This is a genomic window from Streptomyces sp. NBC_01446 (assembly GCF_026340095.1).
Classification (GTDB): Bacteria; Actinomycetota; Actinomycetes; order Streptomycetales; family Streptomycetaceae; genus Streptomyces; species Streptomyces aureus.
In genome coordinates this window covers 6,404,765-6,420,841 of sequence record NZ_JAPEPO010000001.1, presented here as the reverse complement: position 1 = coordinate 6,420,841, position 16,077 = coordinate 6,404,765, and the positions used below count along the sequence as shown (strand labels likewise).

The 16,077-nt window shown below is 70.7% G+C and carries 12 protein-coding genes and 1 pseudogene; 5 read left to right on the top strand and 8 right to left on the bottom strand.

Annotated elements, in window-relative coordinates; translation table 11 throughout:
* Positions 1 to 22: 22 nt before the first annotated feature.
* Together OG456_RS28820 and OG456_RS28815 are read right to left on the bottom strand one after the other, a co-directional pair.
* Positions 23 to 1,780 carry an FAD/NAD(P)-binding domain-containing protein gene (locus OG456_RS28820; RefSeq protein ID WP_266565985.1) on the bottom strand — a complete coding sequence of 586 codons (1,758 nt, stop codon included), beginning with the start codon at positions 1,778 to 1,780 and terminating at the stop codon, positions 23 to 25.
* Positions 1,777 to 2,643, bottom strand: a complete 867-nt coding sequence (locus OG456_RS28815; protein WP_266565983.1) for an amino acid ABC transporter permease — start codon at positions 2,641 to 2,643, stop codon at positions 1,777 to 1,779. The genes OG456_RS28820 and OG456_RS28815 overlap by 4 nt, the downstream gene beginning before the upstream one ends.
* A gap of 541 nt (positions 2,644 to 3,184) precedes the next feature.
* Between OG456_RS28815 and OG456_RS28810 the strand changes: the two genes are divergently transcribed.
* Positions 3,185 to 4,147: an ABC transporter substrate-binding protein gene (locus OG456_RS28810; protein ID WP_266565981.1), complete on the top strand. Its 963-nt coding sequence runs from the start codon at positions 3,185 to 3,187 to the stop codon at positions 4,145 to 4,147.
* A gap of 52 nt (positions 4,148 to 4,199) precedes the next feature.
* Here the strand turns inward: OG456_RS28810 and OG456_RS28805 are convergent, their stop codons facing one another.
* Positions 4,200 to 5,537 carry a DUF5685 family protein gene (locus tag OG456_RS28805; protein WP_266565979.1) on the bottom strand — a complete coding sequence of 446 codons (1,338 nt, stop codon included), beginning with the start codon at positions 5,535 to 5,537 and terminating at the stop codon, positions 4,200 to 4,202.
* 290 nt (positions 5,538 to 5,827) lie between these two features.
* Here OG456_RS28805 and OG456_RS28800 point away from each other — a divergent pair, with 290 nt between their 5' ends.
* Entirely contained in the window at positions 5,828 to 6,271 is a 444-nt protein-coding gene (locus OG456_RS28800) for a cell division protein SepF (protein WP_266565977.1), read from the top strand.
* Between the two features lie 56 nt (positions 6,272 to 6,327).
* Here OG456_RS28800 and OG456_RS28795 read toward each other — a convergent pair whose 3' ends face one another.
* Entirely contained in the window at positions 6,328 to 7,959 is a 1,632-nt protein-coding gene (locus OG456_RS28795) for an MFS transporter (protein WP_266565975.1), read from the bottom strand.
* Positions 7,960 to 8,207: 248 nt separating this feature from the next.
* Between OG456_RS28795 and OG456_RS28790 the strand changes: the two genes are divergently transcribed.
* Both OG456_RS28790 and OG456_RS28785 read left to right on the top strand, forming a co-directional pair.
* The gene (locus tag OG456_RS28790; RefSeq protein WP_266565973.1) at positions 8,208 to 9,365 is read left to right on the top strand and encodes a glycosyltransferase family 39 protein; all 1,158 of its coding nucleotides are present in this window, start codon (positions 8,208 to 8,210) and stop codon (positions 9,363 to 9,365) included.
* Positions 9,366 to 9,626: 261 nt separating this feature from the next.
* Positions 9,627 to 10,652 (top strand): phosphatase PAP2 family protein, encoded by a 1,026-nt coding sequence (locus tag OG456_RS28785; protein WP_266565971.1) that lies wholly within the window; start codon positions 9,627 to 9,629, stop codon positions 10,650 to 10,652.
* Positions 10,653 to 10,763: 111 nt separating this feature from the next.
* Here OG456_RS28785 and OG456_RS28780 read toward each other — a convergent pair whose 3' ends face one another.
* Positions 10,764 to 10,979 (bottom strand): I78 family peptidase inhibitor, encoded by a 216-nt coding sequence (locus OG456_RS28780; RefSeq protein ID WP_266565969.1) that lies wholly within the window; start codon positions 10,977 to 10,979, stop codon positions 10,764 to 10,766.
* Between the two features lie 412 nt (positions 10,980 to 11,391).
* Between OG456_RS28780 and ctaD the strand changes: the two genes are divergently transcribed.
* Positions 11,392 to 13,098 carry a cytochrome c oxidase subunit I gene (gene ctaD, locus OG456_RS28775; protein ID WP_266565967.1) on the top strand — a complete coding sequence of 569 codons (1,707 nt, stop codon included), beginning with the start codon at positions 11,392 to 11,394 and terminating at the stop codon, positions 13,096 to 13,098.
* On the opposite strand, the pseudogene OG456_RS28770 reads toward ctaD, so the two are convergent.
* The 3 genes and pseudogenes from OG456_RS28770 to OG456_RS28760 form a co-directional block, all read right to left on the bottom strand.
* Positions 12,980 to 13,777, bottom strand: a pseudogene (locus tag OG456_RS28770) (helix-turn-helix transcriptional regulator); the annotation flags it as partial. The gene ctaD and the pseudogene OG456_RS28770 sit on opposite strands and share 119 nt — an antisense overlap.
* 57 nt (positions 13,778 to 13,834) lie before the next feature.
* Positions 13,835 to 14,683: a hypothetical protein gene (locus tag OG456_RS28765; protein ID WP_266565965.1), complete on the bottom strand. Its 849-nt coding sequence runs from the start codon at positions 14,681 to 14,683 to the stop codon at positions 13,835 to 13,837.
* A complete protein-coding gene (locus tag OG456_RS28760; protein ID WP_266565963.1) occupies positions 14,680 to 15,948 on the bottom strand; it encodes a glycosyltransferase family 4 protein in 1,269 nt (422 codons plus the stop codon). Before OG456_RS28760 ends, OG456_RS28765 begins: the two co-directional genes overlap by 4 nt.
* Positions 15,949 to 16,077 lie beyond the last annotated feature (129 nt).

The following is a 16,077-nucleotide window of genomic DNA, read 5'->3' as shown; positions in this document are numbered from 1 at the left end:
GGAGAGAAGGGGGCGAGCAGGTTCAAGCCGCGGCACGACAGGAGAGGTCGCGCAGGAACGCCAGGACCGCGCGGGCGGTGGCGTCGTTCTGCCGGAACGAGGGGCTGTTCGTGCGCGGCCGTGTGAACGCCCCGGCGCCGCGCGCGTTCGTGTGCGGGCCGAGCGCGAAGCGGCGCGGATGTGCCGTGCCGTCGCGGTGCAGGACGCGCCCGTCCTCGGGGTCGACCGCGAGGAGCCCGGCCGGGGTCGCCCGTGCCCCCTCCTCGTACAGCTCGCGCAGGAGCCGGTCGCGGGTGCGGGCGAGCGTGGGGTGCGGCAGGCGGGCCTCGACGAGGGCACGGGCCTCGATGATGGAACCGGGCACGGTGGCGCTCGTGGCGCGGAAGACGCCGTCCTCGGCGGTGACCCGCATGTCCGCGCCGGCGAACTTCACGACGCCGGCCCGGGAGAGCGCGAGCAGTTGCCGCAGCCGCGGTCCGGGCGGCCCGGAGGCGAGATAGCTGAAGAAGCCGTGCCACCAGGACCCGATGTCGCCGAGCCGCACGACCTGCCCGTACACGGAGAGCAGACCGAGGAACACGGCGAGGTCGGGGCTGTGCGCGGGGTCGTGGCGGCGTTCGAGGTCCGCGGTGATGTAGCCGCGCAGCCCGTCCTGGAGCTCCTCGTACGAGGTGTGGCGTACGCCGTCCAGCGGATGGTCGAGGGCCGTGAGGTCGAGGCGGTCCGCCGGGTCGGGCACGGCGGAGGCCACGAGGGCCTGGAGTTCGGCGCTCAGCGGTTCGGCGGCGGCGTACTTCTCCTCGAAGTCGGCCCAGGCGACGGCGGTGCGCTCGGGGTGGGCGGCGAACAGGCGGTGGTAGTGGGCGAAGCCGAGTTCCTTGTCGATCAGGGGCCACACGTCGCGGCGGAAGTCGTAGCCGTCGGGGCGGGCGAGGAGTTCGTCGATCTGGGCGGGGCCGAGGAAGCGGGGCAGCGGCGGGCGCTCACCGGTCCAGTCGTAGCCGATCTTGGAGTGGTAGGGGATGCCGCGCCGCGAACCGACGTGCAGGACCGGCTCGCGCCCCGAGGGGAGGTACGTGTCCCCCTCGTACCGTCCGCCGCGGCCCTCCGTCAGGAGCACCATCAGGTCGATGAAGGCCAGGCCGAAGCCGCGGACGAGGACGTCTTCGCCGGGCGCGAGCGCGGACAGGTCACTGTCCGCGGTGAAGTCGGGCGGCAGGTGGACGAGTCCGTGCTCGCGTGCGTACGCGCTCAACTCCCGCTGCTCTGCGTCGAGTTCGGCGTCCAGGTGCCCCTGGGCGAGGATGACGGTGTCGGCGAGGAGGGGGCGGGCGCGCCCGTCGAGCCACACCTGCTGGCGGCCCTCGCGGGGGCCGCTGACGCGCAGGGCGCGGCGCGGGTGGTGCCGGACGGTGACGCCCGGCGGGAGCGCGGCCACGGACCGCTCGTACACCCAGCCCAGATAGGCCCCCTGGAGCTGCCGGTCGGCGAACGCGCGGCCGTCGAGGTCCGCCCACTCGTGCAGGGCGGGCCCGGGGAGTACCGGACCGTCGAGTTCGACCGTGTCGTCGGTGAACATCGTGACGTCCTGAGACTGCGAGTTCATCCAGAGCAGCGGGGACTGCGCCTGCCGCCAGACCCGTCCGCCGCCCGGCGGGAAGGGGTCGACGAGATGGATGTCGAGTTCGAGCCCGGCGTACTCGGGTGCGTTCGCGGCGATCCGCTCCAGGATGCCGGTCCCCCGCGGACCGGCTCCCACGATCACCAGTGAGGGCCTCATCGGGTGCGCTCCGAACCGCGCGCGTAGTGCCGCTCGACGTAGAACTGGCCGGCGCTCAGGAGCGAGGTGACCACGACGTACCAGATGGTGGCGACCAGGAGCATCGGGATGACCTGGTAGGTGCGGTGGTAGACGAGCTGCACCGAGTAGAGCAGGTCCTGGACGGCGATGACACTGACGATGGAGGTGCCCTTGAGGGTGCCGATCAGCATGTTCCCGGCCGGCGGCACGATGGAGCGCATGGCCTGCGGCAGGATGATGCGCCGCCAGCGCCGCAGCCGGCTCAGCCCGAGCGCCTGCGCGGCCTCGATCTGCCCGCGGTCGACGGAGAGGATGCCGCCGCGCACCACCTCGGCGGCGTACGCGGCCTCGTGCAGGGTGAGGCCGATGATGGCGACGGTGATCGGCCCGAACAGGTCGACGGTCCTGACGCCGAGGATGTGCGGGTACAGCGCCCCGATGTTGAACCAGAACAGCAGCTGCACGAGGATCGGCATCGACCTGAACAGCCAGACGTAGCCCCAACTCACCGCGCGCAGCACGGGGTTGGCGGACAGGCGCATGACGGCGAGCAGGGTGCCGAGGGCGAAGCCGAGCGCCATGACGAGGGCGGTCAGCCAGAGGGTGAGACCGAGTCCGCGCAGGACGGACGCCGATGTGAAGTAGTCGGCGACGACGTCCCACTGGAAGGCGTCGTTGCGGATCACCGAGTTGGCGGCGAGCGCGAGGAGTACGAGGACGACGACGGCGGCGAGCCACTGGCCGGTACGGGGCCGGCTGACGATGCGAGGCTGCCCCTCACCGGCGTCGGCGGGCGGTCCGGCCGCGGCAGGCGCGGTCTTTGCGAGTGTGTTCGAGGACATGGGAAGGCTCCGTGGGCACTGGAATCCAGCACGGTCTTGCCTTCACACGGAACTTGCGGGCCGAGCCCCTCAGCAGCGGTCCCCTCACCGAGGGTACGGGGCTCGCTCCGCTCGCTGTCAAGGCTGTCCAGAGTGTGAGCCGTACGTCTCATGTGAGTTGACGCGGAAACGGATGCCTGTTCCACTTGCCCCATGCATCCGCAGCAGTGGCTGGTCACGCGCTCCCACATCGACTTCGGTCGAGTGTGGTCGGCGTCCTGTTGATGCCCTTCTGACGCCCGCTGCGCGTCTGTTTCTCTCTCTTCTCGACGCTTTCTGACGCTTCCAGACGCATGCCGCGTTTTGGGCTTTCCCGCGTCTCCCGCGTCTCCCGCGTCTCCTGAGTCTTCTGCGTTTTCTGCGTTTTCTGCGTTTTCCGGTGCGCCCAAGTGCGCTCACTCGTCCGCGCCTTCACACACCCACGCGTCCTCGCGTACCCCTCCCCTCAGCTGTCTCCTCATCCCTGCGTGCCTGTTGTCTTCGAAGGGCAGAACTACACGCCATGCGTACAATCTTGACGACCCATCAGCGGCTCACCACCGCGTTCGCGCTGATCACCACGGCCACGCTGACACTGACCGGCTGCGGCACCGGCGACCCCGGAGCCTCCGCCGGTGGCGCCGCACCCGCGGGCAAGAGCGACAGGATTCCCACGACCGACGTGGTGAAGGCCGTCAGGAAGGACGAGGCGGCGGCGAAGCTGCTGCCCGCGGACGTCCGGGCCCGCGGCAGGCTGACCGTCGGCGCCTCCATCGGCGGCACCCCGCCCGGCGCCTTCTACCTGGAGGACGGCAGGACCGCCGCCGGCCAGGACATCGACTTCGCCGACGCCGTCGCCAAGGTCCTCGGGCTGAAACTGAAGCGGGAGGCGGCCGGTTTCGAGGCGATCCTGCCCGCACTCGGCAGCGGCAAGTACGACCTGGGCACAGGCAACTTCGGCGTCACGGACGAGCGGCGCAAGACGATCGACTTCGTCACGTACATCAATGACGGCCAAGGCTTCGCGGTGCGCAAGGACAGCGGCCTGAAGAAAGTCACCGACCTCAGGCAGCTGTGCGGCCTGAACGTGGCGACCGGCGCGGGCACCACCTTCGAAGCGACCCTGGAGGAGAACAAGCACCTCTGCACGGACGCCGGGAAGAAGGCGTACAGCGTGAAGACGTACGCCGACCAGAGCGCGATCTGGTCGTCCCTCCAGCAGGGCCGGTCCGACGTGGTGATGAGCACCATCAACGGGCTGCGGTACGCCGTAGCACAGCAGGAGGGGCTGAAGTTCCTCAACGAGTACCACCGCCTCGACGTCGGCTTCGCCTTCAAGAAGGGCACGAAGCTGGCGCCGGCGTTCCGGGCGGCGGTGAACAAGCTGATCGCCGACGGGACGTACGACAAGATCCTGACGAAGTGGGGCACGAGCGAGTCCGCGATCGAGAAGTCACAGATCTCACCGCCCGAGATCAAGGACTGACCCCGAACCCGGACCCGCGACCCGTAACCCGCGGCGACCCGCGCCCGGGGGCTCAACAGTCGCAGCAGGAGCAGCACTCACAGCATTCGCAGATGGAGCACGCCTCGCAGCAGCTGCAGTCGGTGGAGCAGCATTCGCTGCACCAGCCGTCGCGCTTCTTCCGGGACCAGGGCCCCTCGAACTCGTCGGCACAGCACACCTTGCAGGTGCAGCAGAGCCCGATGGCCGCGGCGCACCCGGCGAAGAACCCGCGCTTGCCGGGCTTCGGCGGCTGAAAGGACGGCCCGCCGCCGAAGCCACCGGGCCCGCCCGGACCACCGGGCCCGCCCTGTCCGCCGCCGTACGGATTCTGCGAACCGTACGGGCCCGAGGACCCGGGCGGCACATACGGGCCCGATCCGGTGGGCACCCAGGGGCCGGGCACGCCGGGGCGCTGTTGCGGCGTGGACGCGGCCGGAGCGTGCGCGCCGCGCGCGGGGCCGGCGCCGTGGGACGCGTCGGTTCCGTGGGACGCGTCGGTTCCGTGCGCGCAGCCCGTCGTACCGAAGACGCGGTCGACCGAGCGGCGCAGTTCGTGGACGAGCAGCAGGTGCGCGAGCGTGCCGTCGACGAATTCGGCCTCGCGCAGGGCGAGGCGGATGCCGCGCAGCGCGTCGTCGGCGAGGCGGCGCGCCTCGGCGAGGTCCGTGCCGGTCGCCGTGAGCGGGTTCCAGGCACCCGACGCGGCGTCAGCTTCCTTGTCCTCCACGGCGTCCAGGAGGTGCGCGAGCCGCCCGAAGAGCCGGCCGGCCTCGGCGAGCGGCGCCGCGTTGCCGGGGCGTCCGGCGAGGACGGCGGTGTGCGCGAAAGCGGCGGAGGTCGCCGTCTCGGTCGGCTCGGTGACCGTGAGTACCGGGGTGCCGAGGCCGGCGAGCGCCTCGACCCCCATCTGGCGCTCCACGGCGTCGACCAGGACCGCCGTATCGAACCCCACGTCAGAACCCGTACGGGAACCGGCCTTTCCCCACTTGGTGGCGACCCGGCGGGCCGCCGCGGCCACCGGCCTGCGGGCCAGCAGGCCGTCGCCGTCGGCGACGTGGTCGCTGACCTTCGCCGAGGCGAGAACCAGCGAGACGGCCGCGGCGAGCCGGGCGCCGTCGCCCTGCGCGACGGACGCGGTCCGCATCCCGCGCAGCGGACAGGGCCCCGCCGTGCGCCGTCCCCCGGCGGCGTGTTCGGCCTGAGCCTCCGTCAGAACCGAGATCAGCAAACCGTCGTAGTTCGTGACAACTCGGGCGAACTGCCCGTGGTCACCGCGAAGTGCCAGGCAGAGTCCGCACAGATGAGCCATCCATTGCGCCTGGAGCCCCTCGCCGAGACGATGGCTGCAAGGCCGGACTATTCCGAACAAGACGACTCCCCCGAGGGTCTCGAAGACGTAAGCTGCGGCATCGTATCGAGGGTGCCGTTCACCCGTACGCCCCGGCCGTCACCCATACGCCGCGAAGAATCATATTTCACTCACTGTCAGCAGCCGTACGGGGTACGACCCTTGGGATTCACGGGACAGCGCCGTGTTGACTCTGCACCAGTAGCGTCACGAAAACCCCGCGCGGCGACTATCCACTTGGCGCACCATCCGCATCATGGACGACCATAGGGATGCGGAACGCAGAGGAACCGCTGTGAGAGGAGGCGTCCATGGGATCGGTGCGCAAGGCGAGTGCCTGGCTTGGCCTCGTCGACGACAACGATGACGAGCGTTACTACGACGACGACTACGCCGAGGGGTCCGAGCCCCAGACCGGCGCAGCCTGGGTCACGGACCCGCGCGTGAAGGTGGCGGCCGACGCCGCCGAGGAGCAGGGCCGCCGGATCGGCACGGTCACCCCGGACGGATTCCGGGACGCCCGTGGCATCGGCGAGATGTTCCGGGAAGGTGTCCCGGTCATCATCAACCTCACGGCCATGGAGCCCGGGGACGCCAAGCGCGTCGTCGACTTCGCGGCCGGGCTCACGTTCGGGCTGCGGGGTTCCATCGAGCGGGTGGCGAACCGGGTGTTCCTGCTGAGCCCTGCCGACACGCAGGTGGTCAACGGTGAGGCGGAGAGCCGTCCGACGGACGGTTTCTTCAACCAGAGCTGAGCGTCACGGGTGGGTAGGGCCCGGCCCCTCGGCCGGGTCACCGCCCGCGGCAGCCGTCACGCGACGGTGGACTCCACGCCGACCCGCTCGGGACCGCGCTGGGGACCGATCTTCGCCGTGCCCTCCGCGTCCTGCGGAGCAGCGGCTTCGCACTCCATCCGCCGGGGCAGCCGCAGCGCGGCCACCGCGCCGAGCAGCAGAAGCCCGGCGCTGACGAACAGCGTCACGTGCAGCCCGTGGACGAAGGCGACCCGGGCGGCGCTGCGCAGCGCCTCACCGGCGGTGCCGCCGAGCCGCGTCGCGACCTGGTACGCCTCGCCGAGCGAGTTGCCCGCGTGGGCGCTCGCGGATCCGGGCACTCCGGTGACCCGGGCGATCCCGGGTGCGTACGCGGCGTTCATCACCGAGCCGAGCAGGGCGATGCCCATGCCCGCGCCCAGCTGGTAGGAGGTCTCCCCTATCGCCGCGGCGCCGCCCGCGTCCTGCGCCGAGGCCTCGCTGAGCATCGACTCGTACGCCCCGAAGAGGGTGGTCTGCAGGCCGAAGCCGAGAAGGACGAAGGCGAAGGTGAGCAGCGACGGCCGGTCGTGCTGTCCCATCAGCGTGAGCATGAGCACCGCGGCCGCGGTGAGAACGAAGCCGGCCGAGACCATGCGGCGCGGCCCGAAACGGCGCAGCTGCGACGAGCCGAGGACACCCGCGGCCATCGCCGCGAAGGTGAGGGGCAGCAGCCGCACCCCCGTCTCCAGGGGACTCAGGCCGAGTACCAGCTGGAGGTACTGGACGGCGATCAGCTCCAGGCCGACCAGGGCGAGCATGGCGAGGACGATGCAGCCGACCGCGGTGGAGAAGGCGGGCCTGGCGAACATCTTCATGTCGATGAGCGGATGCTCGCGGCGCTTCTGCCGCCGCACGAACACGATCAGCACGGCCGCGCCGACGAGGAGGGGGCCGACGGCGGACGGGTCGAGCAGGTCACGGTCGACGCCGAGCCGCTTCACGCCATAGACCACACCGAGCATTCCGACGGCCGCCATGAGTGCGCCGACCACGTCCCAGGGCCCGTCGGAACGGCCCTTGGACTCGGGAAGTATGAGACGGCCGAGGGGCAGCATGACGGCCATCAGCGGGATGTTGATCAGGAAGACCGAGCCCCACCAGAAGTGCTCGACCATGAAGCCGCCGAGTACCGGTCCGGTGGCGGCGCCTATCGCGGCGACCGCTGACCAGACGCCGATGGCCACGGCCCGCTCGCGCCGGTCGGGGAAGACCGCGCGCAGGATCGACAGGGTCGCGGGCATGATCATCGCGCCGCCGACGCCGAGCAGCGCGCGGGCCAGGATCAGGACGTGCGGTGTCGTGGCGAACACGGCGAGTGCGGAGGCCACGCCGAAGAGGCCGTATCCGAAGAGCAGGACGCGTCTGCGTCCGACGCGGTCGCCGAGTGTGCCGAAGAGGATCAGGAGCGCCGCGCAGATCAGCGGATAGGCGTCGACGATCCACAGCAGCTGGACCGCCGAGGGGCGCAGGTCCTGGGTGACGGCGGGGACGGCGACGTGCAGCACGGTCGCGTCGAGGGCGACGAGCAGCAGGCTGGTGCACAGAACGACGAGGACGACCCAGCGGTTGGCGCCTGGCCCGGCGGCCCGCAGGCGAGAGGGCACGGCGGTCGTGGTCGTCCCGGACATATGCGTACCTCCCAGTGGTCCCTCGCGCTCGGCGGATCCGCGGGGTGGGGACTTCCCCGCGGTTGCGGCCGGAAGGAGCGGACTCCCGTGCCCACGCGGTGAGCCGCCAGAGTACGCGAGTTCATTGTGGTGACACGTGGCGGACCTCTCATGTGCCTGACCGTGGAGTGTGGTGTACGCCACGCTCCACTCCCCGACCACGCACCGCGCGGGCGGTCCGGTTGCGCCCGGCGCCGATAATCGACGCCGTGACCGAAGTCGACCTGCAAGAACCGTGGCGCGCGCCGGCCCGGGCGGCCGGTGCGCTGCGCCGCGCGGCGCCCGCGCTCCTTGCCTATGCCGGGGTGCGCACCCTGGGCCTGCTCATGCTCGCCGTGTGGAGCGCGGCGAGGGGGAAGAGCCCGCACACACTGCTGACCGCTCGCTGGGACTCGCTCTGGTACACCCGCGTCGCGGATTTCGGCTACGGCTGGGAGGTGCGCCTGCCGGACGGCACCGTGCACTCGAACCTCGCCTTCTTCCCGCTGCTGCCGTGGCTGGAGCGACTGGTGTCGGCGGTTAGCCCACTGTCGGACGCGGACGCGGGCCTGCTGGTGAGCTGGCTCGCGTCGCTCTGCGCGGCCTGGGGGATCTTCCTGGTGGCCGAGCTGCTGTACGGGCGGCGGGCCGGGGTCTGCGCGGTCGTGCTGTGGGCGGTGCTCCCGGTCGGGATCGTGCAGTCGATGGCGTACAGCGAGTCCTTGTTCACGGCGCTCGCGGCCTGGTCGCTGTACGCGGTCCTGACCGGACGGTGGGTGAGTGCGGGGCTGCTCGCCTCGCTCGCGGGGCTGACCCGGCCGGTGGGGGCGGCGGTGGTCGCCGCGCTCTGGGCGACGGCCGCGGTCCACGTCGCGCGCGACAGGAAGGTCTCCTGGCGCATGGCCGTCGGCGTGCTGCTCGCCCCGCTGGGCGCCGCCGCGTACGTCCTGTGGGTGGGGCACCGCACGGGGGGCGGCCTCTTCGGATATCTCGACGTGCAGGGCCAGTGGGGCAACGGCTTCGACGGCGGCCTCGCCTTCGCACGCTTCGTCGGCGACAAGTTCACGTCATTCCCCTCGGCGCTCGCGGGGCTCGGCCTGATCGTCGGGGTCGCGCTCGTGATCTGGCTCTACGTGCTGTGCGTACGGCGAGGTCAGCCGCTGGCGCTGCTCGTCTACTGCGGGATCGTCGTCGCGCTCGCCCTGTGCGCGTCGGGGTACTTCGGCTCGAAGCCGCGACTGCTCCTGCCCGCCTTCCCGCTCCTGCTGCCGGTCGCGGTGGCGCTCGCCCGGCTGCGTACGAGCAGATCGGCGGCGGTGCTCGGCGGCGTGGCCGTGGCGTCGGCGGTGTACGGGGCCTTCTGGCTGAACGGGTCGGGTCCTCCTTGATCGACTCGGCGGGCCCCGGGAGGCCGTCCGATCGCCCCGGGTGATCGGACGGGAAATTCCGAGGAAGCCGCCGGTGAACGAATTCGGGCGCAGCGAAAAACGAATACAAGAAATGATCAATGAAATTGAAGGCGGCACCCCGGTCCGATAGTGATATCCGCAGGAATAAACGCCCCGCTGAGAGCAATCCCACATCACATCGTCATCACAAACCGAGTGATTCGGCCGGGTTCGGCACTCACTCGCTGTAGCGTCGATTGGGTGCGTACCGAACGAAACCTCACCCGTCTGGAGCGGCTCTTCGCCCGCCTCGACCGTGAGCCGGAACGACCGGTCAACCTGGATGTGCCCAGGATGAGCCGGCACAGGGTCGTGCTCTTCGGGGCCACCCTGTCCTTCTACCTCGCCATCGTGGTGGCGGTGTTGACCACGTCCTGGCTGGTCACCTTCGACTGGCAGGTCATGTTCTTCCGGCCGTACCAGCAGTGGCCCGAGATCCACGCGTTCCTGGACTACTGGGTCGTGCTCGGCCAGCGCGGGCCGACCGCGGTGATGGTCATGGCCTGGCTCGGCTGGCGTTCCTGGCGCCAGCACACGCTGCGGCCGCTGCTCACGTTCGGTGCCGCCCTGCTGCTCCTGAACATCACCGTGGGCGCCGCCAAGCTCGGCATGGGCCGCCTCGGCCCGCACTACGCGACCACCATCGGCTCGAACGAGATGTGGCAGGGCGGCGATATATTTCCTTCCGGCCACACCGCCAACGCCGTGGTGACCTGGGGAATCCTCGCGTATCTGGCCTCGACGCCGCGCGCCAGGCGCTGGCTGTCGGCCGCCTCCGCCGTGATCTCGCTGAGCGTCGGCCTGACGACGGTCTACCTCGGTACGCACTGGCTCAGCGATGTCTTCCTCGGCTGGGCCGCCGGACTGCTCATCCTGCTCGCGCTGCCCTGGGTCGAACCGCTGATCACGCAGGTCGAAGCCTGGATCTTCTCGCTGCGCGAGCTGTGGCGCAACCGTCGTTCCGGTGCGCTCCCGGCGCCCGCCCCGGCCGCCGCCACGCCCGCGATGGTTCCGCAGCGCGTCTCCCCGCCCACCTCGGAGGAGCCGCCGGTACGCGAACCGGTCGGCGCCGCGCGGGCGGTGCGGCCTCCCGGGCTGCTCGCCCCTGGTCCGCACACCGCCCGCTCCGAGCGCACCCCGGTCACTCCGGCCGGCAGCCGCAGGCCGCCGCACGCGGACCGGGTGCCGCGCGGCACCACGTCCGCCCGCCCGGTCGCCGGCGGCTGACCGCCCCCGGCGCGAGAGCGCCGAAGGCCGCCGGGCCGGTACGCACCACCTGCCCCGCACGCCGAAGGCCCCCGGTTCCGTCACGGAACCGGGGGCCTTCGCGTTGTCCCGTCAGCCCTTCCAGCAGCGGGTCACGGTCCCGTCGGACACCTCGAAGTTCAGGCGTCCCACGCGGTACTCCATGGTGATGATCGCGCCCGGGGGCAGCGACCTGACCGTGGACCAGCCGCGCTCACGGGCCCGCCGCTCGGCGCCCGGCGCATCGAGGCCGACGTACGTGTCGAGGGTGTCCTGGGGTTCTGCGGGAGGGGTCGGAATGGGTGCCATGACCGCCACGTTAGGCGGCCGGGCTGCCTGGCACCAGGGCGGACCACCCCCCGTCACCGGTCCCCCTCCGGTCACGCTTCTGTCACAGGTCCACGACACGCGTTTCACTCGAACTCCGTCACACGTACGAGCGATTCGATGCTCCTTCTGCGCATGTTCTGCGCGCGCCACGACATAATTCCGCGACTTCACGGAAAGCGCCCGGATAACGTGCCCGAAAATAGCGTCACGACCGCGCCCGGGACCCGCCCAATTCGGATTCCCGGCGCTCTTCATCAGTTGACGCCCCATCGGAATTGCATGAACGCGACACAGAGCTCCCGTACGCCCCCTGTCGGAGTCGGTGGGGACGCGAGCATCATGGCGTGTGCTCGAGGCAGGCCCGGGGCGCGAGAAGCGAGGGGGGCAAGCGATGGGTGCGACGGACGTGCAGCCCGTGCAGCCGGCGGCAGGAGCGGTGCGGACGAGGACTCCAGGCCGGATCGTCGTGGACTGGCTGACCACCACGGACCACAAGAAGATCGGCCACCTCTACCTGATCACGTCGTTCGCGTTCTTCCTCGCCGGCGGGATCATGGCGCTCCTGATGCGGGCGGAGCTGGCACGGCCCGGCCTTCAGATGCTGTCCAGCGAGGAGTACAACCAGCTCTTCACGATCCACGGCACGATCATGCTGCTGCTCTTCGCGACCCCGACCTTCGCGGGCTTCGCCAACGAGATCATGCCTCTGCAGATCGGCGCCCCCGACGTGGCGTTCCCCCGGCTCAACATGTTCTCGTACTGGCTGTTCCTGTTCGGCGGGCTGATCGTGATCAGCTCCCTGATGGTGCCCGGCGGGGCCGCGGACTTCGGCTGGTTCGCGTACGCCCCGCTCAACAGCCTGACGCGCTCGCCGGGCGTCGGCGCCGACATGTGGATCATGGGTCTGGCGCTCGCGGGTTTCGGCACGATCCTCGGCGCGGTGAACTTCCTGACGACCATCATCGGGATGCGGGCGCCCGGCATGACGATGTTCCGGATGCCGATCTTCACGTGGAACACGCTGTTCACGTCGATCCTCGTGCTGATGGCCTTCCCGGTGCTCGCCGCGGCGCTGCTCGTCCTGGAGGCGGACCGGCGCTTCGGGGCCGTGGTCTTCGAGGCCCAGTTCGGGGGTGCGCTGCTGTGGCAGCACCTCTTCTGGTTCTTCGGCCATCCCGAGGTCTACATCATCGCGCTGCCGTTCTTCGGCATCGTCTCCGAGATCCTCCCGGTCTTCAGCCGCAAGCCGATCTGGGGCTACACGATGCTGGTCGGCGCCACGATGGCCATCACCGGGCTGTCGATCGTCGTGTGGGCGCACCACATGTTCGTGACGGGTGGGGTGCTGCTGCCGTTCTTCTCGTTCATGACGTTCCTGATCGCGGTGCCCACGGGCGTGAAGTTCTTCAACTGGATCGGGACGATGATCAACGGGTCCCTGTCCTTCGAGACCCCGATGCTGTGGTCCGTCGGCTTCCTGGTGACGTTCCTGTTCGGCGGCCTGACCGGCGTCATCCTCGCCGTGCCGCCGCTGGACTTCCATGTGACGGACTCGTACTTCGTGGTCGCGCACTTCCACTACGTCGTCTTCGGCACGGTCGCCTTCGCGACGTTCGGCGGCTTCTACTTCTGGTGGCCCAAGTTCACCGGGAAGATGCTCGACGAGCGGCTCGGGAAGATCCACTTCTGGACGCTGTTCGTCGGCTTCCACACCACGTTCCTGGTGCAGCACTGGCTCGGCGCCGAGGGCATGCCACGGCGGTACGCCGACTATCTGGCGGCCGACGGGTTCACGGCGCTCAACACGCTGTCGACCATCGGCTCGTTCCTGCTCGGCTTGTCCACGCTGCCGTTCCTCTACAACGTCTGGAAGACGGCCAAGTACGGCGAGAAGGTCGGCGTGGACGACCCCTGGGGCTACGGGCGTTCGCTGGAGTGGGCGACACCGTGCCCGGCACCGCGGCACAACTTCGTCACGCTGCCCCGGGTCCGCTCCGAGTCCCCGGCGTTCGATCTGCACCATCCGGCGTTCGCGTCGTCCCGTCCGCTGAGCCGGCCCCTTCCAGCGCCCGGGACAGACGGTCCCGAGCAGTCCTGATCACGTCCGTGAGCCCGTCGGGTTCGAGCACCTCGAACCCGACGCCCATCAGGATCACGTGGATCATCATCACGTCGTGGCTCGCCGCCCCGGTGCGCAGCACGCTGCTGTCGTCGCCGTCGGCCTCGAGCGTGCCCGCCGACGGGGCCGATCCGCTGTGCAGCTACCTCGACGGGCACCAGGATTCGGATCGTCGCCCCGTGGGCGTACGGCCCCTGCGAGACACCCTTCGAGACATGCGCGGCGAGGTCGTCGGCGGGGTGGCGTGCGCGGGGTCACGCGCGGCCCGTGCGGCGGCTGCGGCGGCTTCGGCGTGGTGCGGCCGACGCGGAAACGTGCGCCGGTCCTCGCGGTCGACGTCCCAGGCGACCAGGTACCAGCGGCGCTCGCCGTACACCAGGCGGTGCGGCTCGACGGTGCGGCTCGTGCGCGCCCCCGTGGTCCACGCAGGCGAAGCGCAGCCGCTCCGAGTCCCGGCAGGCCGCGCGAGTTCGGTCAGGACCGACGGGTCGACGTCGGAGGGTCCGGGCCGCGGAGCATCGCCGCGCAGCCGGTCGGCGTCGCGGCGGACGGAGCGCGGCGTGACGCCGAGCCGGTCCGCGAGGCCGGCGCCCGACCACTCGCGGCGGGCCCGCAGCAGCGAGAGCGGCCGCAGGGGTCGGGCCGAGGTCTCCAGCATGGGCCCGAGTCTGCCGGCCCTCGCGGACAGCCTGAGTCCGCAAGGGCGCCGCGCGGGCTACTCGGCGGCCGCCTCGGTCACGAGGACCGCCAGGTCGTTGTCTCTCGTGTAGTACGGCTCGACCGCGATCCGGCCGCGCCCGGTGTCCAGGCGTGCGGTCGGGTAGGTGAAGATCGGCTTCTTGTCGGCGACGTCGTCCAGGAGCCGGGCGACGCGTACCGCGAGTCCGTCCTCGCCCTCCGGGCGCACCCACAGGTCCCAGCGTCCCGCTTCCAGCTCCTCGTACACGACGCGGAAGGTGAACTCGTCGCCACGCGGGGTCAGTTCGCTGCGGAGCGTCGGCCCGCCGTCCGTGCGTGAACGTATCTCCGCGTACGCCTTGGGGGTGATCGCGGTGCCGTAGACCCGGCCGCTGACCGTCATCTCGCCTTCCGTGACGAGCAGTTCACCCGCCTCGGCGTGCGGGGCGCGCAGCCAGCTGCGCACGGTGAGGTTGCCGTGCTTGGTCGCGTAGGGGATGCGGACGGCGACGAAGCCGCGGGAGCCGCTGGGTACCCGGTCGACGAGGGACCGCAGGTCGTTGAGGCCGGGGGCCAGGCGCCGCGGCTCCTCGCCGGCCACCTGCGCGAAGACGTCCCAGCGTCCCTCGGGCAGCCGGACGCTACTGGGCAGCGCCGCCCGGAGACTGCCGTCGCCCGCCGGGGTCAGCGGCAGGCGCACGTCCTCGCCGCTGTCGCGGTCGGTGAGGACCAGATGGGCCGGGTCGGGCCCTCCGTGGTCAGTGACGTCGAAGGTGAGACCGCCCGCCGAGTCGGCGATGCAGTCGGCGTGGGGCGCCGTGGTCCCGTCCCCCACGGACGGCTCGGACGAGGCCGAGAAATCGGCCGAAGCGGTCGACGGCGTCATGCTGTGCGTCCCTTTCTCTGTGAGGTTCCCTGGGCCGTGAACGCGGAGCGTCCCGCGTCCCGCACCGCGTACGCGCCCCCGAGCACAGCGCCGCGGGTGCGGTGCAGAAGGCCTCCGCCGTGGCGGGCCGTGAGCGAGCCGAACAGCGATTCGTAGCGCTCGGCGATGTGCGCCGGGTCGAACCGCTCGGAGTCCTTGAGCGCGGCGCTCGCCATCCGGGCGCGCAGCGCGTCGTTGTTGATCAGTTCGAGGAGGCCGCCTGAGATCGCCCCGACGTTGCCCACCTCGACCAGACGCCCGTCGACACCGTTGTCGATGATTTCGCCGGGGCCATGCGGGCAGTCGGTGGCGACCACCGGGAGGCCGCAGCGCATCGCCTCGACGATCGTCATGCCGAACGACTCCAGGCTGGAGGTGACGGCGGCGATGGAACCTTTCGCCCACTCCGGTTCGATGGGGTGGGCGGGGCCCATGAGGAACACGTGGTTGTAGAGACCGAGGTCGTCGATCAGGGCGCGGAGCTTGTCCTTCTGCTTGCCGCTGCCGTAGATCCGCAGGCGCCAGTCGGGCCGCTCGGCGCGGACCCTGTCGAAGGCCCTGACCAGCAGGTCGTACCGCTTCACGGGCGCGAGCCGGCCGGCCGCGACGACCCACTTTCCCGAGCCGTCCGCCGGCTCGACGCCGGGCGCGGGCACGGGGTTGGGCACGGCCTCGATCCGCACGCCGGGCAGCCGCATCTTCGCGCGGTACGCCCGGGCGTCGGCCTCCGTGGTCGTGGTGAGCGCGTCGAGCCGCGGGTAGACCGCGCGCAACTGCCGGCGCAGCGCGGTGGGGTGGCTGTCGAGCGTGAGGTGTTCCTGGCCGACGCGCAGGGGGCCGCGCCGGGTCTGACGGGCCAGGTGCACATTGAGTCCCGGGCGGGTGCCGACGACGACGTCGGCGTCGACCGCGCGCAGGTGCTCGGCGATCCGCCGGTCGGTGAGCGCGTTGTACTGGTCGTAACGGCCCTCGGCGCGCGGGAACGTCGCGGCGGGGGTGCGGTATTCGGGGCTGTCGCCCTCGTAGCCCGGTGTGCCCTTGCGGATGTCGATGAGGTGACGGACGCGGATCCTCGGGTCGGCCCTGAAAACTGGCTCGTCACGGTGGCGCAGGACGGAGACCACCTCGACGTCGTGCTGTTCGGCAAGCGTGTTCGCGAGGTTGTACGTCGTCCGAATCGTCCCCCCGATTCCGTAGGCGTTGTGAATCAGGAAAGAAATCTGCATGCGTCCCCGTATTCCACTGTTCCTCGCGGACAGTCCGTCTCGTCCGCCTACCGCAGGGTTAGACAGGAGCGCGGAGGCAGAGGTTGGGCGTCATCATCATCTTGTTCCAGAACAGATGCGTGATTGAGA